Source organism: Kribbella sp. NPDC003505 (genome assembly GCF_040610875.1).
Lineage (GTDB): Bacteria > Actinomycetota > Actinomycetes > Propionibacteriales > Kribbellaceae > Kribbella.
The window spans coordinates 231,020-256,391 of record NZ_JBEXNA010000001.1; the positions used below are offsets into that span (position 1 = coordinate 231,020).

26 protein-coding genes, 1 other RNA gene and 1 pseudogene are annotated in these 25,372 nt (G+C 69.8%); 13 read left to right on the forward strand and 15 right to left on the reverse strand.

Going from position 1 to position 25,372, the window contains the following annotated elements; all coding sequences use genetic code 11:
* Positions 1-40: 40 nt before the first annotated feature.
* Positions 41-448 (forward strand): hypothetical protein, encoded by a 408-nt coding sequence (locus ABZX12_RS01055; RefSeq protein WP_355688660.1) that lies wholly within the window; start codon positions 41-43, stop codon positions 446-448.
* Here ABZX12_RS01055 and ABZX12_RS01060 read toward each other — a convergent pair.
* Positions 374-1,258: an HTTM domain-containing protein gene (locus tag ABZX12_RS01060; protein WP_355688661.1), complete on the reverse strand. Its 885-nt coding sequence runs from the start codon at positions 1,256-1,258 to the stop codon at positions 374-376. The two genes, ABZX12_RS01055 and ABZX12_RS01060, sit on opposite strands and share 75 nt — an antisense overlap.
* Entirely contained in the window at positions 1,255-1,728 is a 474-nt protein-coding gene (locus ABZX12_RS01065) for a hypothetical protein (protein ID WP_355688663.1), read from the reverse strand. Before ABZX12_RS01065 ends, ABZX12_RS01060 begins: the two co-directional genes overlap by 4 nt.
* A gap of 56 nt (positions 1,729-1,784) precedes the next feature.
* Between ABZX12_RS01065 and ABZX12_RS01070 the strand changes: the two genes are divergently transcribed.
* Positions 1,785-2,450, forward strand: a complete 666-nt coding sequence (locus tag ABZX12_RS01070) for a peptidoglycan recognition family protein (RefSeq protein ID WP_355688665.1) — start codon at positions 1,785-1,787, stop codon at positions 2,448-2,450.
* 126 nt (positions 2,451-2,576) lie between these two features.
* On the opposite strand, the pseudogene ABZX12_RS01075 reads toward ABZX12_RS01070, so the two are convergent.
* Positions 2,577-2,630: pseudogene (locus ABZX12_RS01075) on the reverse strand (hypothetical protein); the annotation flags it as partial.
* A 71-nt stretch (positions 2,631-2,701) separates the two neighbouring features.
* On the opposite strand from ABZX12_RS01075, the gene ABZX12_RS01080 reads away from it, so the two are divergent.
* The 3 genes from ABZX12_RS01080 (at position 2,702) to panB (ending at position 7,483) form a co-directional block, all read left to right on the forward strand.
* Positions 2,702-3,223 carry an AAA family ATPase gene (locus ABZX12_RS01080; RefSeq protein WP_355688667.1) on the forward strand — a complete coding sequence of 174 codons (522 nt, stop codon included), beginning with the start codon at positions 2,702-2,704 and terminating at the stop codon, positions 3,221-3,223.
* 52 nt (positions 3,224-3,275) lie between these two features.
* The gene (locus ABZX12_RS01085; protein WP_355688669.1) at positions 3,276-5,048 is read left to right on the forward strand and encodes an NAD+ synthase; all 1,773 of its coding nucleotides are present in this window, start codon (positions 3,276-3,278) and stop codon (positions 5,046-5,048) included.
* 167 nt (positions 5,049-5,215) lie between these two features.
* A complete protein-coding gene (panB, locus tag ABZX12_RS01090) occupies positions 5,216-7,483 on the forward strand; it encodes a 3-methyl-2-oxobutanoate hydroxymethyltransferase (RefSeq protein ID WP_355688671.1) in 2,268 nt (755 codons plus the stop codon).
* On the opposite strand, the gene ABZX12_RS01095 is transcribed toward panB, so the two are convergent.
* The gene (locus ABZX12_RS01095; RefSeq protein ID WP_355688673.1) at positions 7,480-8,379 is read right to left on the reverse strand and encodes an aldo/keto reductase; all 900 of its coding nucleotides are present in this window, start codon (positions 8,377-8,379) and stop codon (positions 7,480-7,482) included. The genes panB and ABZX12_RS01095 overlap by 4 nt on opposite strands.
* A 103-nt stretch (positions 8,380-8,482) precedes the next feature.
* Here ABZX12_RS01095 and ABZX12_RS01100 point away from each other — a divergent pair, with 103 nt between their 5' ends.
* Entirely contained in the window at positions 8,483-8,980 is a 498-nt protein-coding gene (locus ABZX12_RS01100; protein WP_355688675.1) for an NUDIX domain-containing protein, read from the forward strand.
* A 66-nt stretch (positions 8,981-9,046) separates the two neighbouring features.
* Here the strand turns inward: ABZX12_RS01100 and ABZX12_RS01105 are convergent, their stop codons facing one another.
* Positions 9,047-10,027 (reverse strand): helical backbone metal receptor, encoded by a 981-nt coding sequence (locus tag ABZX12_RS01105; RefSeq protein WP_355688676.1) that lies wholly within the window; start codon positions 10,025-10,027, stop codon positions 9,047-9,049.
* A 50-nt stretch (positions 10,028-10,077) separates the two neighbouring features.
* Between ABZX12_RS01105 and ABZX12_RS01110 the strand changes: the two genes are divergently transcribed.
* Positions 10,078-10,680 carry a histone H1-like repetitive region-containing protein gene (locus ABZX12_RS01110; RefSeq protein WP_355688678.1) on the forward strand — a complete coding sequence of 201 codons (603 nt, stop codon included), beginning with the start codon at positions 10,078-10,080 and terminating at the stop codon, positions 10,678-10,680.
* Positions 10,681-10,765: 85 nt separating this feature from the next.
* Here the strand turns inward: ABZX12_RS01110 and ABZX12_RS01115 are convergent, their stop codons facing one another.
* On the reverse strand, positions 10,766-10,954 hold the full coding sequence (locus tag ABZX12_RS01115; RefSeq protein ID WP_355484480.1) for a hypothetical protein: 189 nt from the start codon (positions 10,952-10,954) through the stop codon (positions 10,766-10,768).
* Between the two features lie 52 nt (positions 10,955-11,006).
* On the opposite strand from ABZX12_RS01115, the gene map reads away from it, so the two are divergent.
* A complete protein-coding gene (map, locus tag ABZX12_RS01120; protein ID WP_355688680.1) occupies positions 11,007-11,855 on the forward strand; it encodes a type I methionyl aminopeptidase in 849 nt (282 codons plus the stop codon).
* On the opposite strand, the gene ABZX12_RS01125 is transcribed toward map, so the two are convergent.
* A complete protein-coding gene (locus tag ABZX12_RS01125) occupies positions 11,842-12,309 on the reverse strand; it encodes a GNAT family N-acetyltransferase (RefSeq protein WP_355688682.1) in 468 nt (155 codons plus the stop codon). The two genes, map and ABZX12_RS01125, sit on opposite strands and share 14 nt — an antisense overlap.
* Complete coding sequence (locus ABZX12_RS01130) at positions 12,306-13,793, reverse strand: peptidase S10 (protein WP_355688684.1); 1,488 nt, start codon at positions 13,791-13,793, stop codon at positions 12,306-12,308. Before ABZX12_RS01130 ends, ABZX12_RS01125 begins: the two co-directional genes overlap by 4 nt.
* 43 nt (positions 13,794-13,836) lie before the next feature.
* Here ABZX12_RS01130 and ABZX12_RS01135 point away from each other — a divergent pair, with 43 nt between their 5' ends.
* Positions 13,837-14,214 (forward strand): DUF952 domain-containing protein, encoded by a 378-nt coding sequence (locus ABZX12_RS01135; protein WP_355688685.1) that lies wholly within the window; start codon positions 13,837-13,839, stop codon positions 14,212-14,214.
* A 10-nt stretch (positions 14,215-14,224) separates the two neighbouring features.
* An RNA gene (gene rnpB / locus ABZX12_RS01140) (RNase P RNA component class A) lies at positions 14,225-14,635 on the forward strand.
* An 11-nt stretch (positions 14,636-14,646) separates the two neighbouring features.
* On the opposite strand, the gene ABZX12_RS01145 is transcribed toward rnpB, so the two are convergent.
* Complete coding sequence (locus ABZX12_RS01145) at positions 14,647-15,381, reverse strand: DUF899 domain-containing protein (protein ID WP_355688687.1); 735 nt, start codon at positions 15,379-15,381, stop codon at positions 14,647-14,649.
* Positions 15,382-15,538: 157 nt separating this feature from the next.
* On the opposite strand from ABZX12_RS01145, the gene ABZX12_RS01150 reads away from it, so the two are divergent.
* On the forward strand, positions 15,539-16,684 hold the full coding sequence (locus ABZX12_RS01150) for a hypothetical protein (RefSeq protein ID WP_355688689.1): 1,146 nt from the start codon (positions 15,539-15,541) through the stop codon (positions 16,682-16,684).
* Here the strand turns inward: ABZX12_RS01150 and ABZX12_RS01155 are convergent.
* On the reverse strand, positions 16,681-17,166 hold the full coding sequence (locus tag ABZX12_RS01155; protein ID WP_355688690.1) for a GNAT family N-acetyltransferase: 486 nt from the start codon (positions 17,164-17,166) through the stop codon (positions 16,681-16,683). The genes ABZX12_RS01150 and ABZX12_RS01155 overlap by 4 nt on opposite strands.
* A gap of 52 nt (positions 17,167-17,218) precedes the next feature.
* Between ABZX12_RS01155 and ABZX12_RS01160 the strand changes: the two genes are divergently transcribed.
* Positions 17,219-17,791 (forward strand): TetR/AcrR family transcriptional regulator, encoded by a 573-nt coding sequence (locus ABZX12_RS01160; protein ID WP_355688692.1) that lies wholly within the window; start codon positions 17,219-17,221, stop codon positions 17,789-17,791.
* On the opposite strand, the gene ABZX12_RS01165 is transcribed toward ABZX12_RS01160, so the two are convergent.
* The 5 genes from ABZX12_RS01165 to ABZX12_RS01185 all read right to left on the reverse strand — a co-directional run bounded on the left by ABZX12_RS01165 (position 17,780) and on the right by ABZX12_RS01185 (position 24,025).
* Positions 17,780-19,213: an RNB domain-containing ribonuclease gene (locus tag ABZX12_RS01165; RefSeq protein ID WP_355688693.1), complete on the reverse strand. Its 1,434-nt coding sequence runs from the start codon at positions 19,211-19,213 to the stop codon at positions 17,780-17,782. The genes ABZX12_RS01160 and ABZX12_RS01165 overlap by 12 nt on opposite strands.
* Positions 19,214-19,217: 4 nt before the next feature.
* The gene (locus tag ABZX12_RS01170; RefSeq protein ID WP_355688695.1) at positions 19,218-20,342 is read right to left on the reverse strand and encodes a bifunctional RNase H/acid phosphatase; all 1,125 of its coding nucleotides are present in this window, start codon (positions 20,340-20,342) and stop codon (positions 19,218-19,220) included.
* Positions 20,339-21,052 (reverse strand): C4-type zinc ribbon domain-containing protein, encoded by a 714-nt coding sequence (locus tag ABZX12_RS01175; RefSeq protein WP_355688697.1) that lies wholly within the window; start codon positions 21,050-21,052, stop codon positions 20,339-20,341. Before ABZX12_RS01175 ends, ABZX12_RS01170 begins: the two co-directional genes overlap by 4 nt.
* Positions 21,053-21,097: 45 nt before the next feature.
* Entirely contained in the window at positions 21,098-22,225 is a 1,128-nt protein-coding gene (locus ABZX12_RS01180; protein ID WP_355688699.1) for a Nif3-like dinuclear metal center hexameric protein, read from the reverse strand.
* A gap of 153 nt (positions 22,226-22,378) precedes the next feature.
* Positions 22,379-24,025, reverse strand: coding sequence for a glycoside hydrolase family 13 protein (locus ABZX12_RS01185; protein ID WP_355688701.1), 1,647 nt, complete (start codon positions 24,023-24,025; stop codon positions 22,379-22,381).
* Positions 24,026-24,133: 108 nt separating this feature from the next.
* On the opposite strand from ABZX12_RS01185, the gene ABZX12_RS01190 reads away from it, so the two are divergent.
* On the forward strand, positions 24,134-25,342 hold the full coding sequence (locus ABZX12_RS01190; RefSeq protein WP_355688703.1) for an ROK family transcriptional regulator: 1,209 nt from the start codon (positions 24,134-24,136) through the stop codon (positions 25,340-25,342).
* Positions 25,343-25,372: the final 30 nt, after the last annotated feature.

Here is a 25,372-nt window from a genome sequence, read left to right on the forward strand (position 1 = left end):
GGGCGGGCAGTGCCACGTTCAGGGCCTAGCGTGTCCCCTTGTGCAGACGATCTTCCACGCGGCGCTCATCGTGGCAGCGGTGCTGTGCGTGAGCGACCTGATCGTCAGCACCGCCCGGTTCGTGCAGTCACTGCGGCGCAAACGGCCCGCCGAACGGGACGTGCTGGGCCGCCGTTGGCTGCCGGTCCCGGAGCTGGGGTTCGGCATGTGCGCGTTCTGCTGCCCGGGCCTGGTCACGCTAGGGCTGGCGCATCACGACGCCGACAACCTGCCGACTCGGCAGATCCTGCTCGCCGCTCTCGTCTTCGGGTACGCCGGGGCGGTGCTGTCCCGGGTCGTCCGGACGCCGGGGCCGGGCGGCCGCCGGTTCAAGCTACGCGCCGGCCTGCTGCTCGGCCTGCCGGCCGTGTTCGGCCTGGTCTTCGGCCTCTCGGGCATCGCGGTCTGAGCGCCTCGACCGGAACCACGGCACGATCCGTTCGAGCGGCGCGAACGCCAGCCAGCAGACGACCGTCGGCAGGAAGTGGATCAGCAGGATCGCTGTGTTCGCCGCGTGGAAGCCGATGAAGAACAGCGCCCCGAACAGCTGCCAGCGGCCGCGCAGCCAGAGGATGACCGGCGACAGGAACTCGCCGATGATGCCGACCCACTGCATCACGTGCAGGATCCACGGATAGTGCAGCAACCACTCCCCGACCGGGTGCGGCCGCCGCACGATCGCCCAGGTCAGGACGGCGCTGCCGGGCCAGGTCAGCGCCCATCCGGCACTGCGGAGTTTCGCCACCGCGGACAGGAAGTACGTCGCGATGACGCTGATCTGGATGCACCGGATCGCCCAGCCGGCCGCCTCGGACCGGGTCTTGTCGCCGTACCTCGCCCGGCCGACGGTCGGGAGCACCCACAGCGCGATCACCAGTGCGAGATGGTCGTGGTCGACCTTGCCGTCGCTCATCCCGATCAGCACCCACCACGTGAACGCCGCGGCGACGACCCAGCCGGCGATCCGCGGGAAGTAGTTGGTCGCGCCGATCAGGCAGGCGACGATCAGGACGATGTACAGCGCGGTGGTGTTCGCGACCGAGGGCTTCGGGAGGTCGAGGAGGCGGGCCAGGAGCAGCGGCTGGTACAGCCCCGGGTGCTCGCCCTTGTCGCGGGTGTCGCGGACGAAGGCGTGCATGTCGAGGATGACGAACAGGTACAGGATCGTCCGCAGCCAGGCGATCCGCGCCATCGCGATCGCCGGCGTGAACCAGCTCATCGGGTCACCGTCCAGGTCGCGAGCACCTGGGAGGTCGGGGGTCCCTCGACCCGGCCCTTCACCAGTTGGGTGGTGTCCCGGATCAGCTCGAGCTTCACGTACTTCGGCTGGTCGGGATGCTTGCGCGCCCAGCCGTCCGCGACCTGCTGCAGCAGCGACGGGTCCTTGACGATCTCGCCGGACCGCGCCTCGATCTCGGCCCGCGCGACGCCGGCGCCCTCGATGTTCAGCGGTACGTCGACCGTCGTACCGGCATCCGTCTGCGCGCTGATCCGGGTGTAGTCGATCTTGGCGTCGTCGGGCACCGACATCGCGTACTGCGACATCGGCCCGAACGGCCAGGCGTCGTCGGTGGCCCGCACCGATCCGTTGATCAGCAGGCCGATGCCGGCGACGGCGACCAGCACCCGCACCGTCTTGCCGAGCCGCCCCACCCGCACCACGTCCGGTGCCTCCTGACCCTGTGTCACCACGTCATTAGACCATTCCGGTTTGGCCGCCCGGTTCGTAGGGAATTTTCTATATCATGACCGCCCCAGAAAATATCCAACGTGCCCGGCTGTCCCGGCGCACCCTGCTCGGCGCCACCGCCGGCGGAGTGCTGCTGGCCGGTGCGACCATGCCCACAGCAGCGCACGCCGCCCCGGCGCCGCGCTGCTACACGCGCACCGAGTGGTCGGCGCGCCCGCCCAAGTCCCCGACCCAGGTGATCGGCAAGCCCGACCACATCGTCATCCACCACACCGCGAGCCCGAACGTCACCGACTACTCGCTCGCGGCGGCGTACAAGGTCCAGCACTGGATCCAGGACCTGCACATGGACACCAACGGCTGGATCGACATCGGCAACCAGTTGACGATCAGCCGCGGCGGCTACCTGATGGAGGGCCGCAGCAAGTCGCTGTCGTCGATCAACAACGGGCAGAACGTGCTCGGCGCGCAGACCGCCAACCACAACAGCCACACGATCGGCATCGAGCACGAAGGCATCTACGTCAGCGAGAACGTGCCGGTCGCGCTGTTCGACATGTCGGTGCTGACGTGCGCGTGGTTGTGCACCAAGTACAACCTGGATCCGCATGTCGCGATCGTCGGTCACCGCGACTACAACTCGACGCAGTGCCCGGGTGACGTGTTCTACGCGAGGCTCCCGGAGTTGCGGGACCGCGTGGCCGCGGTTCTCCTCGGCTGATAGATGATCCGCCTGATCAGGAGTTCGACTGCCAGGTCGCGACGGCGAGCAGTGCCGTCGTGGTCGTGATGAGGTGTCCGACAGGTCGAGCAAGTACGGCGTGAACACGACGGCCCAGACGACGGACTGGGACAGGTAGCACGTCAACGATCGTTGTCCGACGGCGGCGATCGCCCGCATCACCGGGCGATCGCCCAATCGGTGGGGAGTGTGTCACCGCTGATAGCCCGCACCTCGGTAACGTCGGCCCGGTGCAGCAGATCATCGCGTTCACCGGGCTGCCGGGCACCGGCAAGTCGACGCTGGCCGAAGCCCTCGCCACCGAAACCGGAGCGCCGGCTTTCGCCGGCGACTGGTTGCTCGGAGCCCTCGGACCGCACGGCGTCCTCGACGGCCTCGAGCGCCCTGCCTTCCTCGCGATGTACTACGACCTGCTCGGGACGTTGATCAAACGCCAGTTGATGCTCGGGCAATCGGCGATCGTCGACTGCCTGGTGAACGCGGAGATCGCCGACCGATGGGAGGAACTGGCCGCCGGGTACGACGCGCGGCTCCGGGTCGTCGAGTGTGTCTGCAGCGACGAAGCCGAGCACCGCCGGCGGCTCGACGGGCGGCGGCGTGGGATCCCCGGGTGGCACGAGGTCGGGTGGGATCACGTGGTGCGGATGCGGAGTGAGTACCCCCGGTTGGCGGGTGAGCACCTCGTCGTCGACGCGATGGATCCGGTGGACGTGAACCTCGATCTGGTGCGGAGGTACCTGAGGCATTCGTAAGAGGTTGGTGACGGGCGTGGGGTCAGGCCGGGGGAACCAGTAATGTGCTCTCGTGCCTCAGCTTCGGGTAGCGCTTGCTCAACTCAATGTGACCGTGGGTGACATCGACGGGAACGCGGACAGGATCGTCGCGTGGACCCGGAACGCGGTCGAGCGTGGCGCGCACGTGGTGGCGTTCCCGGAGCTCGGGCTGACCGGTTACCCGGTGGAGGACCTGGCGTTGCGCGCGTCGTTCGTGGACGCTTCCCAGGCAGGGATCAAGAAGCTCGCGCAGCGGCTCGCCGACGAAGGTCTCGGCGACATCGCGGTGATCTGCGGGTACCTCGACCGGGCGAGCGGTACGGCGATGGGCATCGACCGGCTCGGCCGCCCGAAGGGCTCGCCGACCAACGCCGCCGCGGTGATCCACCAGGGGCGCGTGGTGACGAGCGCCGTCAAGCACCACCTGCCGAACTACGGCGTCTTCGACGAGTTCCGGCACTTCGTTCCCGGCAGCACGCTGCAGGTCGTGCGCATCCACGGCATCGACGTCGCACTGGTGATCTGCGAGGACCTCTGGCAGGACGGCGGACCGGTCGCGGTCACCCGGGCGGCCGGCGCCGGCCTGCTGCTCGTCGTGAACAGTTCGCCGTACGAGGCCAACAAGGACGACGTCCGCGGCGATCTCGTCCGGCGCCGCGCCCGCGAGGCCGGCTGCGCGCTCGCCTACGTCAACCTCGTCGGCGGCCAGGACGAGCTGGTCTTCGACGGCGACTCGCTGATCGCCGACACCGAGGGCACGATCTTCGCGCGGGCACCGCAGTTCGAGCAGGGCAGCATGGTCGTCGACCTCGACCTGCCCGCCGCGTCCGGCACTCCGCACGGCACCCACGAGGGCATCGAGATCGTCCACAGCGTCCTCCAGGAGGAAGAGCTCGCGCCGTACGAGGCGATCCCCGCGAACATCGCGCCGCGACTGTCCGACGAAGCCGAGATGTACGGCGCGATCGTCACCGGCCTGCGCGACTACGTGCAGAAGAACGGCTTCAAGTCCGTGCTGCTCGGCCTGTCCGGCGGCATCGACTCCTCGCTGGTCGCGGCGATCGCCTGTGACGCGATCGGCGCCGAGAACGTGTTCGGCATCTCGAACCCGAGCGTGTACTCCAGCGACCACTCCAAGGACGACGCCGCGGAGCTCGCCGCGCGGACCGGGCTGAACTACCGCGTCGTCCCGATCCAGCCGATGGTGCAGCCGTTCCTGGACACCCTCGGACTGACCGGACTGGCCGAGGAGAACCTGCAGGCCCGGGTCCGCGCGGTGATCTGGATGGGCCTGTCGAACGCCGACGGCCACCTGGTGCTTGCCTGCGGCAACAAATCGGAGCTGTCCGTCGGGTACTCGACGATCTACGGCGACGCGGTCGGCGGGTACGCACCGCTGAAGGACGTGCCGAAGACCGTCGTCTGGCGGCTCGCGAAATGGCGGAACGCGGACGCGAAGGAGAAGGGCCGGCAGCCCCCGATCCCGGAGAACTCGATCGCCAAGCCGCCGTCCGCCGAGCTTCGCCCGGGGCAGCAGGACACCGACTCGCTGCCGCCGTACGACCTGCTCGACGACATGCTCGACGACTACGTCGAGCAGGACCGCGGCAGTGCGGAACTCGTCGCCGCCGGGTTCGACACCGAGTTGGTGACCAGGACGATCCAGCTCGTCGACAAAGCCGAGTACAAGCGCCGGCAGTACCCACCGGGCCCGAAGATCACGCACAAGGCCTTCGGCCGGGACCGCCGGTTGCCGATCACCAATGCATGGCGTGAGGACGCACGAAAGGCGGCCGAGCACTGAGTGACTCCTGGCGGTACCGCCCATCCACAGACACCCCGTGGAGCTCGCCCGACGAGCTCCACGACCGCTCCGGCCTGCCCCGGCAGGACCTGCCCCGACGCGATGTGAGCGATCGCTCACCCACAGGCGGTGGCGCTCACCCTCCGCAACGGTGGGACGATGAGGGCATGGTTGACAACTTCCTGTCGGCCGGTACCCAGGGCGACGACGAGGAGTTGCCTTCGCCGTACGGGACCGGACCGAAGAACCGGGCAACCGAGGAACACCGCCGCTCGGACTACGACAACGACACGTGGCAGGAGCGCGGCTCCGGCCTCGACCCGGCACCGTCGCTGCCGAACGCCCCGCGCACCTACGAGCGTGGGCCGGTCCCGCAGCAGCCGTACGTTCCGAAACCGCCGTACCTCCCGAGCGCACCTCCGCCGCCGCAGCAGGCCCCGCGGACCGAGCGCCCCGAGTACTACGGGGAGTCGCGCGAGGAGCCGTACGGACGGGAGTACCAGGAGCAGAACCCGTTCCGCCCGCAGGCCCCGGCACAGCAGCCTGCGCAGTCACCGGCGCCAGGACGGCCAAGCCCGTTCGGGCCCGGATCGGGCAGCAACGGTGCAGCCGGAGCGCAGCAGCCGCCGAGGCCGCAAGGGCAGAGCGGAAACGGTACGCCGCCGCGACCCGCGCCGTCGTCGAACGGCAGCACGAACTGGACGACTCCGGCCACGCCGCCGAGTCCGTTCGGTGCGCAACCGCAGCCGCCGGCCGCGAGTAACGGGTTGAGCACTTACAGCTCGAGCAACGGCCACAGCAGCAACGGGTCGAGCCCTGCGTCGAGCAATGGGTCGAGCAATGGGTCGAGCAGCAATGGACTGAGTTCGCCGCAGCCACCGCGGCCGCCGCAGCGTCCGGAGGCACCGCGGGCGCAGGAAGGTCGCGCGCCGGAGCCGACCCGCCGCTACGAGCCAGGCCCTGGTCCGGAGCCGGTATGGAGTCATGAGCCGGTTCGCCCGCCGGAGCCCGTGCAGGAGACGAGGCATGAGCCCGCGCAGGAGCCCAGGCGTGAGCCGGCGCGTCCACCAGAGCTTGCCCGCCGGCGCGAGGAGGAGACGCGGCCGCAGGAGATCCGGCTTCGGCCGCGCGGGCAGTCGCACAACGGGTACCTGTCGGACCCGAGTGCCGAGTACGAGAGCAATGCGCCGGTGAGCGACGAAGCTGTCGGCGCTCCGGTGCCCGAGCAGCCGCGCGTCCCGGGCGCGGCCCGGCCGATCGGGGCGCGGCGACGCGCGGACGTGCAGCAGGACGCCCCGAGCCAGGTCCCCGCGGAGCAGGTCAGCTCGCCCCGCGGCGCTCGCCGCGCCCAGGCTGCCCCGGCCCAACAGGCAACTCCGGAGCAGCAGGCAACTCCGGTCCAGCAGGCCGCGGCTCAGCAAGCCGCCCCGGCCAAGCCGACGTCGCCGGCTGAGCGAGCCACGCCGGTCCAGCAGGCTGCGCCCGTGAGCAATCCAGCAGAGCCGTCCGCGAGCAACGCACCTGAGGCTGCCGCGGCGACGCCTGCTTCCGAGGCGTCCGAGGTCTCGCCGTACGGCGGTGGCTCGTCCGCTGCCAAACGGTCCGGCGACGGTGCACCAGCCGCCGACGCGCCGAAGCGGCCCCGGCGGTACCGCGTGCACCACCTGCGGGACTTCAAGAGCCGCGGCGAGAAGTGGGCGATGCTGACGGCGTACGACCAGTACACCGCCGAGATCTTCGACCAGGCCGGCATCCCGGTGCTGCTCGTCGGCGACTCCGCCGCGAACAACGTGTTCGGCTACGACACGACGCTGCGGGTCACGGTCGACGAGCTGATCCCGCTGGCGCGCGCGGTCGCCGGTGCGGTCGAGCGGGCGCTGGTCGTCGCGGACCTGCCGTTCGGTTCGTACCAGGCGTCGCCTGAGCAGGCGTTCCACACGGCCGTGCGGTTCATGAAGGAGGCCGGCGTCCACGCGGTGAAGCTCGAGGGCGGGCGGACCGTCGTACCGATGGTCGAGAAGCTCACCCAGTCGGGCATTCCGGTGATGGCGCACATCGGCTTCACGCCGCAGAGCGAGCACAGCATCGGCGGGTACCGCGTGCAGGGCCGGGGCGATCAGGCGGCCGGCCTGATCGACGACGCCGTCGCGCTCGCCGCGGCCGGTGCGTTCTCGGTCGTGCTCGAGATGGTGCCGGGCGACGTGGCCGCGGAGATCACCAAGCGGGTGCCGATCCCGACCATCGGTATCGGCGCCGGCCGCGACACCGATGCGCAGGTGCTGGTGTGGCAGGACATGGCCGGGCTGCGCTCCGGCACCATGCCGCGCTTCGTGAAGCAGTACGCCGACCTGCGCGGCATCCTCGTCAACGCCGCGGCGACGTACGCGTCCGAAGTCGCCTCAGGCGCGTTCCCCGGAGAAGAACACACCTTCTAGGTCCACGGTAGGGCAGACCGCTCGGTCCAGTACTCCTCGGGCTGCTGGACGAACTCGCTGAGCGGGCCGTCGGTGCGGTACGCGAGGTTGCTGACCAGCTGTGCCGTCGTGGTGGCTCCACTGAGCACCACGTCGGCCCAGGGCTGGGCAACGGCCGCACCGATGGCCAGCGCGTCCGGTGCGACGTCGTGCTGCTGGGCGAACTCGTTGAACGGGGTCTCGCCGGCACGCGCCGTGAGGCGGCCGTTGGCGACCGCTTCCTTGATCACGACGAACCAGCCCGCCTCGTGTGCTTCGGCGAGTGCGTCGCCGGCCGACGTCTCCAGCACGTTCCACGTGGCTTGTACGGCGGTGAACGGCGTACCGGAAGACAGCGCCTTGTGCAGGGTCTCGGCCTGTCGCGGACCGCTGGTGGAGAGGCCGACGCGGACACCCGATTCCGTCAGCTCGCGCAGCCGATCGAGCAAGCGCTTGTCCTCCAGTGCGGGACTGTCCGACGTGAGGCTGTGGACGAGGTAGAAGTCCGGCGGTCCGCCGAGCGCCCGAAGAGTCTCCGGCCACTGCCGCTCGAACGTCGCAAGGCTGTGGTCCTTCACCTCATGCGTGTCCACGTCGTGCCGCCAGTCGGCGACGTACGTGTAGCCCCACTTCGAGCCGACGGTCAGCTGACCGCGGCGTTCCGGCGTCAGCCATTCGCCGAGGAACTCCTCGGCAAGACCGTACGAACGCGCGGCGTCGAAGTACCGAACACCTGCCTGCCAGGCCTGCTCCAGCAGCTCGTGCGTCCGGGCCCGCAGGTCCTCGACCGCCCGGCGCGGCGGCAGGTCCTCGTCGTGCCCGAGGTTGATGTACCCAGGACGCCCCAGCGCCGCCAGTCCGAGACCGATGCTTGCCATGCCAAAATGATCCGCACAGTGATCGTAGGTGTCCACAGCAACCATGTGAGACGCGCCGCACGACCCGGCACGTAGCAGGCTCCGTCCCTTAGCGTTTTGTGGTGTGAGCGAATCCCAGCTGCCACCACCAGGAACGGTCCGGCACCGTACGACGGCCCGCGTGCTGCCGGTGCGACCGGACGGCAAGGTGCTGCTGCTGCACGGCTGGGACCCGCTGAAGCCGCAGACGCCGTACTGGTTCACGATCGGCGGGGGTGTCGAAGCAGGCGAGACGGTCACGGAAGCGGCCGGCCGGGAGTTGCGCGAAGAGGTCGGCATCGTGCTGCCGACCGACGCGCTCGGCGCACCGGTGGCGACCAACACCATCGAGTTCGAGTGGGGCGGGTGCCGGATCGTCCAGCACCAGACCTTCTTCGCGGTCGCGGTGGACCGCGTCGACGTGACGTTCGCGAACCAGGAGGAGCTCGAGCTCCAGACCATCAGCGCGCACGGCTGGTGGTACGGCGACGATCTCGAGGCGACCGGCCGGGCTGCGCACGTGACGATCCCGGGTCTGCTCCGTCAGGCGGCCGACGTCATCACCTTGCGCCGCGCGTCCTGATCAGCGCTTGCGCGCGGTGAGGCATGCCTAACCCGTCCGGACGTCGCGCGGCGATCGTGGTGGACGTCACGCCAGTTGCCCGGTGAGCAGTTCGCGCGCCTCGACGAGTGACGGTCCGTACCAGGTCAGATGCCTTCCGGATACACAGCGCGCGGGTTTACCGAACGCCTCGGGACCGTCGTCGGGTGAAAACGCATAAGGCTCGTCCGGCAGCACCACGACGTCGTACTCCGGTAACGCGTCCGGATCGATCCGCGGATATCGCTCACCGGATTCGCTCAGCACGTTGTCGATACCGAGTCGGGACAGCAGATCGCCCGCGAACGTGTCCCGCCCCAACGCCATCCATGGTCTGCGCCAGATCGGTATCACCGCGCGCCGGCGCATTCCGTCGTACGGCGTGCGCCACACCGCGCGTGCGTCGTGCAGCCATTGCGGCTCGTCGCCGGCGATCGCGGAGAGCATGCGGCCGAGTGAATCGAGTGCATCGGGCACCGTCGTCGGCGCGGTCACCCAGACCGCGATTCCACTGGCGCGCAACGCGTCCAGATCGGCCGCGCGATTCTCTTCCGCGTTCGCCAGGACGACGTCCGGTGCGAGCGCGCGGATGCGCTCCAGATCGGGATTCTTGGTGCCGCGGACGCGCGCCACGTCGAGGTCCGCGGGATGCGTGCACCAGTCGGTCGCACCAACGATCAGGTCCGCGCGCGTGGCCGCGATCGACTCCGTCAACGACGGCACGATGCTGACCACGCGACGTACCTCGCGAGGTAGTTCGACGACGGTTCCGAGGTCGTCGTGCACGTGCTTCATCTCCTCGGTTCGCAGGACGTTGCCGAGGACAACACTCGCCGAACGGAGCGGTTTCGGCGACAAACTGCCGCGTGTCGCCAAGAAAATATTCCGGGCATCCGGCATGCTCAGGGCGCGGCGGAATCCCTTCTGCACAAGGATTTTCGGCATTTGCGCGCACATCCGCCGCCAGTTCTCCTTAACCTGCGGATGTTTCCGGTGCTTTACGTAGCGCACAAGTGTTGTCATCATCATGACGACGAGGAATCCACCGTGGTTTTCCTCAGCCGCACCAAGGAGGCAGAGTGCCAGCCAAGAAGGCAGCCGCAGGGAAGGCGACAGCCAAAAAGGCTTCTCCCGCCAAGAAGACTGTCGCGAAGAAGGCCAGCGCCGCGAAGACGACGACCGCGCGCAAGGTCAGCGCAGCAAAGAAGACAGCGACGAAGAAGGTGAGTGCGGCCAAGAAGACCGCCGCCAAGAAGACGGTGGCGAAGAAGGCGCCGGCCCGGAAGACCACCGCCACGAAGGCTCCGGCGAAGAAGGTCACGGCCGCGAAGAAGACCGTCGCGAAGAAGGCGCCGGCCAAGCGCGCGACCGCCGCCAAGAAGACCACGGCGGCGAAGAAGACGACGGCCCGCAAGACGACGGCCGCGAAGAAGACGGTCGCCAAGAAGACCGCCGCGAAGAAGACCGTGGCGAAGAAGGCGCCGGCCAAGAAGGTCGCCGCCACGAAGGCGCCGGCCCGCAAGGTCGCCGCGAAGAAGACCCCCGCGAAGCGCGTCGCCGCGAAGAAGGCGCCGGCCCGGACCGCGGCGAAGAAGTCCGCGGTGCAGAAGACCGTCGCCAAGAAGGCGCCGGCCCGCAAGGCTCCGGCCCGCAAGACCGCGGCCAAGCGCGTCGCCCGCTGATCGCGGGATCAGTCAGCGGTAACTGCCGAGGGGCACCACCGAACTCGATCGGTGGTGCCCCTCGGCATGTCGCCGGCGCCGGACATCAGTCGTCGTCCCACTTCGGGTCGTTGTCCCAGTCCTCGTTGCGTTCCTGGACCTTCTCCAGCGCGCGGGCGGCCTCCTCCGGCGAGCTGTAGGGCCCGAGCCGGTCGCCGGACTTCGCCCCCTGGTACGGCTCGACCTTGCCGGTCTTGGTGTTGTAGTACCACTCGTTGCTGTGATCGTCGCTCATCTGGATGACCACCTCCTGGGAGTCTTGTCGCGCTCTCTAGAATGATCTCACCATGTCGATCCTTACTCCTGGCATCATTTCGCCGCGCCGCGACGTACCTGCTTCCATTCCGCGTCCCGAATACGTCGACAAGCCGGCGCCGACGCCGTTCGACGGTTCCTACGTGACGTCACCCGAGCTGGTCGACAGGATGCGGGTCGCGAGCAAGCTGGCCGCACAGGCGTTGCAGGCGGTCGGCGCGGCCGCGAAGCCGGGCGTGACCACGGACGAGCTGGACGCGGTCGGCCACGAGTACCTGGTCGAGCGCGGCGCGTACCCGTCGACGCTCGGCTACCGCGGCTACCCGAAGTCGTTGTGCACGTCGGTCAACGAGGTGATCTGCCACGGCATCCCCGACGACCGCCCGCTCGAGAACGGCGACATCGTCAACGTCGACATCACCGCGTACCTCGACGGTGTGCACGGCGACACCAACGCGACGTTCCTGGTCGGCGACGTCGACGAGGAGAGCCGGCTGCTCGTCGAGCGCACCCTCGAGGCGCTGAACCGGGGCATCAAGGCGGTCAAGCCCGGGCGCCGGGTGAGCATCATCGGCCGCGTGATCGAGTCGTACGCGAAGCGCTTCGGGTACGGCGTGGTGCGCGACTTCACCGGCCACGGGATCTCGACGTCGTTCCACTCCGGGCTGATCATCCCGCACTACGACGACGAGCGGTTCGACGACATCATCGAGCCCGGCATGACGTTCACGATCGAGCCGATGCTGACGCTGGGCACGTACGAGTACGACCTGTGGGAGGACGGCTGGACCGCCACCACGAAGGACAAGTCACGCACGGCGCAGTTCGAGCACACGCTGGTGGTCACCGACACCGGCGCCGAAGTCCTCACCCTGCCGTGAGCCCCGGCTGGAACCCCACGGATCGGTAGAGCGCGAGAGCCGGTGCGTTGGTCTCTTGGACACGCAAGGCGACCTCCACAGCCGAGCATTCGGCCAGCAGGAGCTTCGCGATCCCGGACCGCCGGTGGTTGCGTGCGGTGAAGAGTTCGATGACGAACCGGCAGTCGGGGGTGTCGGGCCACGGTGCGCGTTCAACGACGAGCAGGGCGCCGACGAGCTCATCCCCCATCCATGCCAGGCGGCTGAGGGCTGTGTCGAGTACGCCGTACTCGCCGTCGAACGTGCGGTGGATGTCATCCAGGGCTTCCGCTTCGGTGGCCGACGCGACGCCGGGGTCGTACGCCTCGAAGTACAGCCGGCCGAGAGCGACGGCATCGTCCGCCGACGGCGGGCGCAGTTCGACGTCGGGTACAGGTGCCGTCGCAACTGCGCCCGCGGGGCGGATCAGGATCATCGGTTGGCGGACGACGTGATGAAGGCGCCGAGGTCCGCCGACTGCTGGATGCGGGATTGTTCGTGGACGTACATCATGTGGCCGGCGGGGTAGTACTTGGTTTCGATGTTCGTGGTGAGTTCGGCAGGGATCTGCAGGCGGGCGAGAGTGTGTTCGGTGGCGAAGTACGGCGTGGCGCCGTCGTAGTAGCCGGAGGCGACGTGCACCTTCAGGTGCGGGTTGACGCGCATCGCCTCGGCGAGCTTGTCGGCGACCATGATCTGCTTGCCCTCGAACTCCTTGAACGACCAGTTGCTCGCCGCGTCCCAGTGCAGGACCTCGTACGGCAGGTCGTTCTCGTAGCCGAGCTCGACGCGCACATAGTGGTTCAGCGCCGCGGAGTACGGACCGGTGATCGCGTTCATCGACGGATCGCGGTCCGGCGTCTCCGAACCGTAGTCGGCACTCCATCCGGTGAATCGTCCGTCGAGCCGACCGACCGTCTGCCGCCGCGACCGCAGCAGCTCACCGAAGAACCGCATGTGCTCGATCCGCAGGTTCACCCGGTCGATGTAGTCCTCGCTCAACCCGGTCAACGCGGCCAGCCGGCTGACCACCTCGGCCCGGTAGTCCGCCGGGATTCGGTTGCCCTGGGCAAGCGCATTCGGGTACCGGCCGGCCGCGAACCGCTCGGCGTCGGCGAGCACCTCCTCCAGCGACCGGTCCGGGACCAGTCCGTGGTAGTGCGCGATCGCGGCGTACGACGGCAGGAACAACGTGTACGGCAGGTCGTTGCCCGGTGAGAAGTCGAGCGTGCCGAACTCCAGCACCGCCGAGATCAGCATGACGCCGTTGAGGTACATCCCGTACCGCTGCTGCAGATGCGCCGCGAGCCCCGCCGCGCGCGTCGTACCGTACGACTCGCCGGCCAGGAACTTCGGCGACATCCAGCGGCCGTTGCGCGACGTCCACAGCCGGATCACCTCGCCGACCGACTCCAGGTCGCGCGTGAACCCGTGGTAGTCCCCCGGCTTCTCCCCCTCCGCGGCGCGCGAGAACCCGGTCGACACCGGGTCGACGAACACCACGTCGCTGTACTTCAGCAACGTCTCGGCGTTGTCGACGATCGAGTACGGCGGCGGCGCGAGCTCGCCGGCGTCACCGGACACCACGCGGCGCGGGCCGAGCAGGCCGAGGTGCAGCCAGATGCTCGACGACCCCGGCCCGCCGTTGAACGCGAACGTCACCGGGCGAGCGCCGGCGTCCGCGTCGTCCAGCGTGTACGCCGTCAGGAACACCTCGGCCTTCGGCTTCAGCCCGTCGAACGTGCCGTCGGTCAGCACCTCCTCGCGCAGCACGATCCGCCCGGTGGTCGCGGTGTACCGCAACTCCTGCCCGTCGACCGTCACCGTGTGCCGCGTCGCCACGAGATCGTCGACGGGCTCGGCCGGCTTCGTCGCGGTCTTGGTCTCGGGTTCGGTGTCGCTGTGCTCGTCGTTCGCCATGTCGAGCACCTTAATCGACGGCCGCACGGGCTAGCGTTGGATCATGGCGACGATTCTGCACATCGCGTTCGTGGACCAGTGGGAGGCCGCGCTCCGGGCCGGGAGCTACCGGTGGTCGACCCGCGGCAAGAGCCTCGACGACGGCGCGACCTTCATCCACGCGTCCCGCCCCGAGCAGGTTGCGATGGTGGCGAACTTCGCGTACGACGACGTCGACGACACTGCCGAGCCGCTGTGCCTGCTGGTGATCGACACCGCCCGGCTGGTGTCGGCGCTGTGCGACGAGGACCTGGACGGGACCGGCATGAGTTTCCCGCACATCTACGGACCGCTGAACCTGGACGCGGTGGTCGGGGTCCGCCCGTACCACCGGGGTGCCGACGGCCTGTGGCCGGAGGTGGCCGCCGAGCCCGTATCCTGAGGGTACGGAACGGGTCGGTCGGGCGATCGCGTCGCCCTTTGCAGCTCAGCTGGAAGGGGCGCCGAGGAAAGTCCGGACTCCACAGGGCAGCGTGGTGGGTAACGCCCACCCGGGGTAACCCGCGGGACAGTGCCACAGAGAACAGACCGCCAGCGGCTCCGATGAACCCCGTGGTTCATCGGAGTGCGGGTGAGGGTGAAACGGTGGTGTAAGAGACCACCAGCTCCGCAGGTGACTGCGGAGGCTAGGTAAACCCCACGTGGAGCAAGGCCAAGAAGGGCGGTGGGCAACCACCGCCCGCGCGAGCGACCGAGGGCTGCCCGCCCGAGCTCGCGGGTAGGCTGCTGGAGGTGCCCGGCAACGGTCACCGTAGATGGATGATCGCACTCGACAGAATCCGGCTTACAGACCGGCCCGTTCCCTTCTCGCCCCTCAGTGGCAGTGGTCCTCGTGGGCTGGCGGGACCGCGCGGCCGGCCGGTTTTTCCCAGGGTTCCTGGCGGCCGAGGGCGGTGAGGTCGAGGGCGGTTGCGGTGAACGTCATCGCGTCGGGGCCGCGGCCGTACGTCGAGTACGTGTGGTACACCTGCTCGTCGACGCGGAGGAAGCAGCTCAGGCCGTGCAGGTCGAAGGGCTGCTGCATCTGGGTGTGGCCGTTGTTCGGCAGCACGTCCCACTCGGCCTTGCTGCGGTAGTTGTACTCGAACGGGACCACGGACTCGTCGAGCGTCACGTGGTAGTCATAGTTGAAGTCGCTGCCGTACGACGAGTACCACGGGTGCTCCCAGCCGCGCGCGGTGCGGTACGCCGCGAGCTTCTCGTACGGGGCCCGCGACACCAGCGCGAAGGTGGTGTTCGCGTCGTTGAGCAGCCGGGTCGACCCGATGTCATCGACGAACCCGGTGCAGTTCGGGCACCCCGCATCCCACTCCGGCTGGAACATGAAGTGGTACACGACCAGCTGGTCCCGCCCCTCGAACAACTCCAGCAGACCGCTCGAGCCGTCCGCGCCGGTGAACACGTACGGCTTGTCGACGAGCACCATCGGCAGCTCCCGCCGCCGCGTGTTCAACGCGTCCCGCTCCTTCGTGAACGCCTTCTCCGCCGCCAACAGCTCACGCCGCGCAACCATCCACTCGTCCCGCGACACCACATCCGGCAAACTCATTCCCGCTCCTCCATCCCATTCCGGTTTCCCGGAACGTCGGAGCCGCCCTCTCACCTTCGACATGCCCGGCCGCTTCGGATTTTCGCGGCAGCCGAATCTCACGACTCGGCGGGTGATGGTGGGAGGCTCGGCGCCGTGGTGGTGAGAGGCTGGGGGTATGAGGCGACGGGTGCGGACCGGGATCGTGATCGTGCTTCTGGTCGCGCTGGTCGGTGGGGCCGGGTATGTGGGCTGGGTGCTGGTGCAGCGGTCCGAGCCGGTGGCGTTGCCGGAGACGAGCGGGAGTTTCCAGGTCGGGCGGCGGACGTACGAATGGACCGACACGCCCCGCCGTGATCCGTACGTGAACGGCCCGCGCCGGCTCGCCGTCTGGCTGTGGTACCCGGTCGCCAAGGAGACGACCGGCCGCCGCGTGCAGTACGCGCCGGGCGAGTGGAGCGGACTGCACCTCAAGGCACCGGCCTCGGTCTTCCAGGGGCCGTTCGACACGCTGCAGGACCGCGCCCTCGACCGGGTCGCGATCGCGCCGGGGCGGTTCCCGGTCGTGGTGCTGATGCCGGGCATGGGGCTGTCCGCGCCGATGTACGCCGCGCTCGCGGAGAACCTTGCCAGCCACGGCTACCTCGTCGCGGGTGTCACCCCGACGTACAGCGCGAATCTCACCGTCCTCGGCGGGCAGACCATCGAGAGCAAGCCGGAGGCGAACCCGCCGAACCTCGGCGACAGCACCGAGGGCGCGCAGCAGGTCGGCGATCACCTGGTCGGGATCTGGGCCGCCGACGCGCGGTTCGCGGCCGGCATGGTCGCCAAGGAGGTGCCGAACTCGGTCGAGTCCGCGGTCGGCGCGTCGTACGTCGGCCACTCGTTCGGCGGCGCAGCGTCGCTGGAGGCCTGTCGCCTGGACCCGGGCTGCGCCGCCGCGGTCGACCTGGACGGGATCCCGTTCGGCGAAGTCGTCCGCAAGGGCGTGCAGGCGCCGGTGCTGCTGCTCGGCGCCGACGACTCCTGTATCACCGGCGTCTGCGGCCCGGACGCGAAGAACGACCACGACCGGGACCGCGCCCTCTCGTTGCTCAAGGCAAGCACCGGGGCGTCGTGGTGCGCGACGATCCCCGGCACCCGGCACTTCAACTTTACCGACTACGGCGTCTACTACCTGGCGTACCCGCTGCGCCGGTACCTCCCGCTCGGCAGCGTCGGCCCGCGGCACGCGCTGACCGTCGCCAACGGCTACGTGAGCACCTTCCTCTCCCACGCGATCTACAAGACCGCGGCGCCCGGCGCACCGCTCTGCAAGTCCTAGAGGTCCAGCTCGTACGTCTGCCCCACCAGGTGGTCGCCCCACATCTCGTGCACCTCGGAGCCGGTCAGCCGGAAGCCCCGCGACAGGTAGATGTGCCGCGCGGCGACCAGCGGATCGTTCGTCCACAGCACCATCCGCTTGTAGCCGGCCCCGCGCGCGAACTCCAAGCACGTGTCGACCAACTCGGCGCCCAGCTTCAACCCGCGCGCGGCCGGCGTCACGAGCAGCAGCCGCAACTGCGCCGTCGTCTCGTCCGGGCCGCGCACGCAGAAGATGCTGCCTGCCCGCTCCCCGTCGACCTCCGCGATCCACGCGGCCTCGCCTTCGTCGTCGTGGTCGGACGCGTACGCCGACACGATCTGCGCGATCAGCGTCTCGTACGCCGGCCCCCAGCCGTACTCGGCCGCATAGATCTCCGCGTGTGACTGCACCACCCAGCCGAGGTCTCCGGGCCGCCCCAGCTTCCTGATCAGTTTCGTCATCAACCCTACCCACTCTACTGACACGACTGTTTCAGTACGCGATACTAGCCCCGTGCCGACCACAAAGACAGTGCCGATTTCGAAAGCTGGTCCTTCCGCCCGCCAGCAGGAACTGCTCGAGCGCGCCTACGCGTACTCGCTGACGCACGGCCTGGCCGATCTCTCGCTGCGCCCGCTGGCGACCGCGATCGGCTCGAGCCCCCGGGTGCTGCTCTTCCTGTTCGGCAGCAAGGACGGCCTGATCCGCGCGCTGCTCGCCCGCGCCCGGTCGGACGAACTCGCACTGCTCCACGAGATCGAGCAGCGGTACGACGAGCCGCCCGGCCTGACCGTGATCGCCCGGGAGCTGTGGACCTGGCTGGCCGCGCCGGAACGCCGCCCGCTGATGACGTTCTGGGTCGAGGCCTACGGGCGGTCGCTCGTCGCACCCGACGGTCCGTGGGCGGACTTCGCCCGCTCGACGGTCGACGACTGGCTCGAACTGCTCAGGACGAGCGACCCCGACCGGACCGAGGCACGACGCACCGCCGTCCTGGCAATGCTCCGCGGCGCCCTGATCGACCTGCTCGCCACCGGCGACCTCGACCGCACCACCGCCGCCGTCGAGGACTACCTAGCCGACTAGCTCGAAGGCGACGGTGCGCTTGGCGATGTCGGCCTCGACGAGCCGCACCCGGACCTGCTGCCCCAGCGGCAGCGCCGGACCCGTGACCCGGCCCTCGATCGCGTACTTCGTCAGCACGACGATGCCGCGGCTCTGCTCCTTCTCGTCCACGTCGGTGATCACGCCGTCGAACTCGCTGCCGACCTGGTCCGCGACCAGGCCTGCCTCGACCATGCTGACGATCGAGCGCTCGTAGGCGTGTGCGCGCCGGTCCGCGTCGTCCATGATCTTCGGGATCTCGTCCATCGACTCGCGCACCCAGGCCGGCACCTCGGCGCCGGCGGAGAGCGCGACGCAGATCTCCCCCGCCCACCGGTCCACCAGCCGCCGCAGCGGCGCGGTGACGTGCGCGTACGCCGCTTTCATCGCGGCGTGCTGCGGCTGCTCGGGGACACTCCCGTCGAACGCCACGTAGCCGGCCCCGCGGAACAGCACCGTGCATGCCGCGAGCATGGCCGCGTGCGCCGGCACCGACGGGTCGAGCCCGTGGATGAACGCCGCGTAGGACGTCTCGGCGGGCCAGTCGATCCCGAGTGCCTTGGCGGTGCTGCCGAGCTTGCGGCGCAGGTCGTCGTGCGATTCGGGCAGCGTGCGGAGGATCCCGATCCTGCCCTCGGTCATCAGGCTCGCGGCCGCCATCCCGGTGAGCAGCGAGATCTGCGCGTTCCAGCCCTCGACCGGCAGCGGTGCACGGAACTCCAGACCCCAGCCGTGGTTGGAGGTGACGATCTCCTGATCCGGGATCGGAAGGTTCACGCCGCCGCGTGCGAGTTCGCGCTGCTCGCGGAGCTTGCCGACCTCGCGCAACAGCTGCAGCGACTCCGACGCCGTCCCTGCGTCCAGGTCCTTCTGTACGCCCGCGTAGTTGAGCTTGGCCCGCGACTTCACCAGGGCACGCTCGCAGGTGACGCCTGTCCCTTCGCCGGTGGCGTCGACGGTGATCGTCCAGAGCAGCGCGGGCCGCACCTGGTCGGGCAGCAGCGAGGCCGCGGCCTCGGACAGCTCCGGCGGGTGCAGCGGCGTGCGCTTGTCCGGCGCGTACAGCGTCTCGCCGCGGCGCCGGGCCTCGGCGTCGATCGGGTCGCCGGCGCGCACGAACGCGGCCACGTCCGCGATCGCGTAGTGCACGGTGAACCCGTCGCCGGAGCGCTCGATGTGCAGCGCCTGGTCGAGGTCCATCGAGTCCGGCGGGTCGATCGTCACGAACTCGATGTCGGTCCGGTCCAGCTCGGGCAGGCGCGCATTGCGGACCGCCTCGACAGCCGCCGCGGTCACCTCGGGCGGGAACTCCGCAGGCACCTCCTGCTCCCGGCGGATGTCCTGCAACGACGCCCGGAAGACCTCCGGCACACCCTCGACGAAGTGAACCCTCTGCAGCGGCATGGGGTCAGACTAGCGAGGGCTGTACGTTGAAGGAGCGCAGCGACGCCAGGCCGTCGGCGTACCAGTGGATCTCGGTCAGGGTCGCCGGGCGCAGCTCCATCCGGAACAGCGACGACATCGGCGCCTGCAGCACCGAACGGACCATCAGCTTGATCGGTGTCACGTGGGTGACCACGACCACGGTCTTGCCCGGGTACCGCGCGAGCAGGCCGTCGCGCGCCGAACGGGCCCGCCGGGCGCAGGTGTCGAACGATTCGCCGCCGGGCGGCGCGACCGCGGTCGAATCCAGCCAGGCGTTCATCGCGTCGGGCCACTTCTGCTGGATCTCCGCGAAGGTGTGCCCGTCCCAGTCGCCGAAGTCGACCTCCCGCCAGCCCTCGTCCACGATCGCCTCGAGCCCGAGCTTGTCCGCGACCGCCGCGGCGGTTTGCCGGGTCCGGCGCATCGGCGACACCACCAGCGCGTCGACGCCGCCGATCCGCGCCAGGTACTCGGCGGCGGCCAGTGCCTGCGCGCGACCGGTGTCGCTCAGCCCGGGGTTGTCGCCGCCGGATCCGGAGAACCGCTTCTCCGCGGTGTGCGGCGTTTCGCCGTGCCGCAGGAAGATCAGCTGCGTCGGCGGCTCGGCCTGTGGACCCCAGCCCTGTATGGCCTTCTGCAGATCCGACGGCTCCTTCGCGACCGCGGCCGGGGATCCGGCCGGCGCCGGAGTCAGCGGGATGTCCACGCCGTCGAGCGCGTTGTTCGCGAGCGCGTCGGCGGCCGCGTTCTGCGCGCGCGGCACCCAGGTCCACTCGGTGCCGAACGGCGCCAGGCTCTGCGCCCTGATCGCCAGCGGCTGCAGGTCCGGGTGCTTGATCTTCCACCGGCCGGCCATCTGCTCGATCACCAGCTTGGAGTCCATCCGCACCTCGATCGACGCGTCCGGCGCATACTCCGCGGCCAGCTCGAGACCGGCGATCAGGCCGGAGTACTCGGCGACGTTGTTGGTCGCGATCCCCAGCGTGCGGCCCTGCTGCGCGATCACCTTCCCGGTCGCCGGGTCACGCACGAGCGCGCCGTACGCCGCCGGGCCGGGGTTGCCGCGCGATCCACCGTCGGCCTCGACGATGACGTGGGAGTAACTCATACAGCGCTCTCCGCCGTGCGCACGAGGATCCGGCCGCACTCTTCACAGCGCAGTACGGCGTCCGGCGCGGCGGCCTTGATCGCGGTCAGGTCGGACGGCGCGAGCTCCATCCGGCAGCCCATGCAGCGCTTGCCGACGAGCGGCGCGGCGCCGATGCCGCCGTTGTGCTCACGCAGCCGCTGGTACTGCTTGACGAGCGGCTCCGGCAGCTCGGTCGCGACCGCGCTGCGCTGGTCGCCGATCCGGGCGCGCTGCTCGTCGAGCTCCTTCAGCGCGGCGTCGCGGCTGGTCTCCAGCTCGGCCTGCCGGCCGGCGAAGGCCTCGGCGCGGGTGCGCAAGTCGAGCTGCACCGCCTCGGCGGCCTCGAGCTTCTCCATCACCTCGAGCTCGGCATCCTCCAGGTCCGAGATCCGCCGCTCGAGCGACCCGATCTCGTGCTGCAGGTTCTCCAGGTCGCGCGGCGAGGTCACCTGTCCGGAGTCGAGCCGCTGCTGGTTGCGCGCCCGGCGCTGCTTCACCTGCTCGACATCGGAGTCGGCCTTCTTCTGCTCACGCCGCAGATCACTGACCTCGGTGTCGGCGGTGACCAGGTCACGGTCGACCACGGACTTCTCGGCGACCAGTTCCTTGAGGGCCTGGTGCTCGGGCAACGACGCGCGCTTGTGCGCGATCTGATCCAGCTGCAGGTCGAGATCCTGCAGGTCCAGCAACCGGCGTTGGACGGCGGGCTCGGCGTTCAGAGTCGGCTCCTTCGCTCAGATCCGCAGCGTCCAGGCGTCCGTGCAGAGTGTTGAGATGTGAGTGTCTACGGTACTGCCTCGCGCCGCGAGAGCTTCGACCAGGAGCCGCTCGGCAGCTACCAGCCACGGCCACTCGCTGGCCCAGTGCGCGACGTCGACGAGCGCCGGGTCGCCGTACGCCCGGGCCTCGGTCGCGGGATGGTGCCGCAGGTCCGCGGTCAGGTACGCGTCGACACCGGCCGCGCGGACCCGGTCGAACTCCGAGTCGCCCGCTCCCCCGACCACCGCGACGGTCTCGATCGTGCGGTCCAGGTCGCCGGAGACGCGGACGCCGTGCTCGGTCCGCGGCAGGCTCTCCGCGACCAGTTGCGCGAAGGCGCCCAACGGCAGCGGCACCTCGAGGACACCGACCCGCCCGCCGCCGCGCTCACTCGGCAGCGAGGCCAGCTCGTAGAGGTCGTACGCCGGTTCCTCGTACGAATGCGCAGCGACCAGCGCTTCGACGACCGCGCGCCGCCGGCGCCGCGGCAGGATCATCTCGATCCGGTTCTCCGCGACGACCTCGACGGCGCCGACGGTCCCGATCGTCGGGTTCGCGCCGGCGAGCGGCCGGAACGTCCCCTCGCCGGTACCGGTCCAGGCGGCCCGCTCGTAGTCGCCGATCCGCCCGGCGCCCGCCTTCGCCAGCGCGTCGAGCATCGCCTGCGTCTCCGCGACCGGGACGAACACGACGAGCTTGTCCATCGGCTCGGCCGGCATCGCCTTCAGCGGCCGCGTGTCCCGGAGCCCGATCGCGGCGGCGAGCGCGTCGCTCACGCCCGGGTTCGCATTGTCGGCGTTGGTGTGACAGACGTGCAGTGCGACACCGGCGCGGATCAGGTCGTGGACGACGCGGCCCTTCGGCGTCGTCGCGGCCACGCTGTTCACGCCGCGCAGCAACAGCGGGTGATGAGTGACGAGCAGATCGAAACCGCCGTCGATCGCCTCGTCGACCACCTCGCGCATCGGGTCGACGGCGAACAGGATCCGGCGTACCTGCTGGTCCGGGTCGCCGGTCACCAGACCGACCGCGTCCCAGGACTCCGCCCAGGCCGGATCGTAGAGCCGGTCGAGTACCGCGAGCACGTCCGCAAGCGTCGTCACGCGGCCTATCCTGACACTCCGCAGCCAAGAAGCAGTCAGGAGGATCGTGGCAGGGGCAACCGCCCCGGTGCCCCCGCCACGACCCCGGACGCCCCGGTCACAGGGGGAGGGCCGTCAGCGAACGGCTTGACCGGAGCGGGTTCTGGGAGGGGGCTAGATCAGCCAGGCCGTCGTGGCGCTGGGGAGCTTGTCACCCTCGAGCGGGCCGCTGGACAGCACGACCGCGGCGTCGGGCAGCTCGACCGGGGCCGCACCGAAGTTCGTGACGCACTGCCAGCCGCCGGAGCGGACGAAGTGCAGGACCTCGTCGGTGTTGTCGATCCACGTCAGCGAGCTGCCGGTGCGCAGCCCCCGCCGTACGGCGAGCGCCTTGCGGTACATGCTCAGCGTCGACTCGACGTCGTCCTGCTGCGCCTCGACGGAGTACGCGCCGAACCACTTCGGCTGCAGCAGGTGCGAGCCGCCCGTGCCGAAGCCGAACGACAGACCGCCGACCGTCCACGGCAGCGGCACCCGGCAGCCGTCCCGGCCCTTCTCGGCGCCCTTCGAACGGAAGTACGCCGGGTCCTGCAGGTTCGCGGCCGGCAGCTCGCCGACCTCCTGCAGGCCGAGCTCCTCGCCCTGGTACAGATACGCCGAGCCGGGCAGCGCGAGCATCAGCAGCGTCGCGGCGCGGGCGCGGCGCAGACCGAGCGCGACGTCGACGGTGGGCTCGGTGCCGTTGCTCAGCAGCCAGTCCTTGCCGTCCTGCCAGCTGCCCTTCGGGTTCTTCGGCAGGCCGTACCGGGTGGCGTGCCGGACGACGTCGTGGTTCGAGAACACCCAGGTCGACGACGAGCCGTTCTCCTCGGCGAGCGCGAGGTTCTGCTCGATCACCTCACGGAACTTCTCGTACTCGAAGTCGGCCTGCAGCAGGTCGAAGTTGAACGCCTGCCCGAGGCCGTCGGCACTCGCGTACCGCGCCCGGCGGGCGGCCGGCACGAACGCCTCGGCGACCGCCGACCGCGGCGGGTCGTAGGTGTTCAGCAGCTTGCGCCAGTCCTTGTAGATCTCGTGCACGCCGTCCTGGTCCCACAGCGGGTGCTTGCCGTTCGACTCCGACTGCCGCGGCAGCGTGGCCTTCGCCGGGAACGGCTCCGACAGGTCCTTCACCAGCGCGTGTGCGACGTCCACCCGGAAGCCGTCGACGCCGCGGTCCGACCAGAACTTCAGGGTCTCCAGGAAGTCCGCGCGGACCTCGGGGTGCTGCCAGTTCAGGTCGGGCTGCTCGGCCGCGAACATGTGCAGGTACCACTGGCCGTCGTCGGTCTGCGCCCACGCGGAGCCGCCGAACACCGAATCCCAGTCCGACGGCGGCTGGTCGCCCTCGCCGTCGCGGAAGATGTACCGGTCGCGGGCCGGGTGGCCCTTCGCGGCCTCGAGCGCCTCGACGAACCACTCGTGCCGGTCCGAGGTGTGGTTCGGGACGATGTCGACGATCAGCTTGATGTTCTCCGCGTGCAGCGCCTCGATCAGCTGGTCGAAGTCCTCCAGGGTGCCGAGCCGCGGGTCCACGTTGCGGTAGTCGTCGACGTCGTACCCGCCGTCGGCCAGCGCGGACGGGTAGAACGGGCTCAGCCACACCGCGTCGATCCCCAGCGCCACCAGGTACGGGACTCGGCTGATGATGCCGGGCAGGTCACCGACGCCGTCACCGTTGGCGTCGGCGAAGCTGCGCGGGTAGATCTGGTAGACGACGGCCTGCCGCCACCAGTCGGACTGCGCCGTTTGGGTCGTGTGGGTCGTCTGCGGAGTGGTCACTTCGCCTCACTCGGAAATCTGGGGGTAACCCGGTGTTTATATATAGGCTCTAAATTTAGAATCTGCATGTATTCTGCGGTCGGTACGACGACAGGTCAAGGGGCTTTCATGGCGAAACCACCGACTACCCCGCCGACGGCCACCCCGACGATGTTGCGGCGGGTGAACGCGGGCAAGGTGCTCGGCGTGCTCACCCGCGCCCGGGTGATGACCGGAACGGGCCTGATCGAGGCCACCGGCCTCACCCGCGCGACCGTGCACGCGGTCTGCAACGACCTGATCTCGATGGGCTGGGTGGTCGAGCTCGACCCCGGCCGGACCTCGGTCGGGCGGCCGTCGCGGCGGTTCGAGTTCAACAGCCACGCGGGGTACGTGCTCGGCATCGACATCGGTGCGGCCAAGACCACCGTGCTGGTCTCCGACCTGCGCGGCGAGACGGTCGCCAAGGCCGGCCGGTCGGCGGCCGGCGTGAAGACGCCGGGCGAGCGGACCGAGATCGTGCACGCGACGGTGGTCGAGGCGCTCGCGTCCGCGGGGGTGTCGGACGCGCAGGTGCTCGCCGCCGGCGCCGGGGTCGCCGCCCCGGTCGACCGCGAGGGCAACATCCTGGTCGACGACGAGTTCTGGCGGCGCTTCGACACCGGGCTGTCGCACCGGCTGACCGAACTGCACGGCTGGCCGGTCCTGCTGGAGAACGACGCCAACCTCGCCACCCTCGGCGAGCACTGGCGCGGCGGGGCGCGCAACGTGGACGACCTGGTCGTGCTGCTCGCCGGCGAGCGGTTCGGTTCGGGGCTGATGGACTCCGGCCGGCTGCTGCACGGGTCCCGCGGCGGCGCCGGCGAGATGGTGTTCCTGAAGCTGATCGAGGGCGTCGGCGACACCCACGGGATCGCACGGATCGCGCGCGAGAACGGTACGGCGGCGGTCGCGGACCCGGCCGTGGAGACGTCGCTGCGCGCGCTGGCCGACGGCGGGGAGGTGACCGCCGAGCTGGTGTTCCGCGCGGCAGCCGGCGGCGACAAGGTTGCCGAAGGCATCCTTCAGGAGATCGCCGACCGGACCGCGCGGGTGGTCGCCACCCTCGGCACGCTGTTCAACCCGGAACTGGTCGTCCTGGGCGGCGCGGTCGCCGAGGCCGCGGCGGCTCTGCTTCCCGACCTCGAGGCCCGGCTGGCCCGCTACACCAGCACTCCCCCGCGCGTCGCCGTCTCCTCCCTCGGCGACGCGATCGTCTCGGTCGGAGCGGTCCGCCACGCCCTCAACTACGTCGAGGAGCACGCCCTCGATCTGGACCTGGAATGCCGCTCCGACTGACCCGAACCACCCCCGCGCCGCACCCAGCCC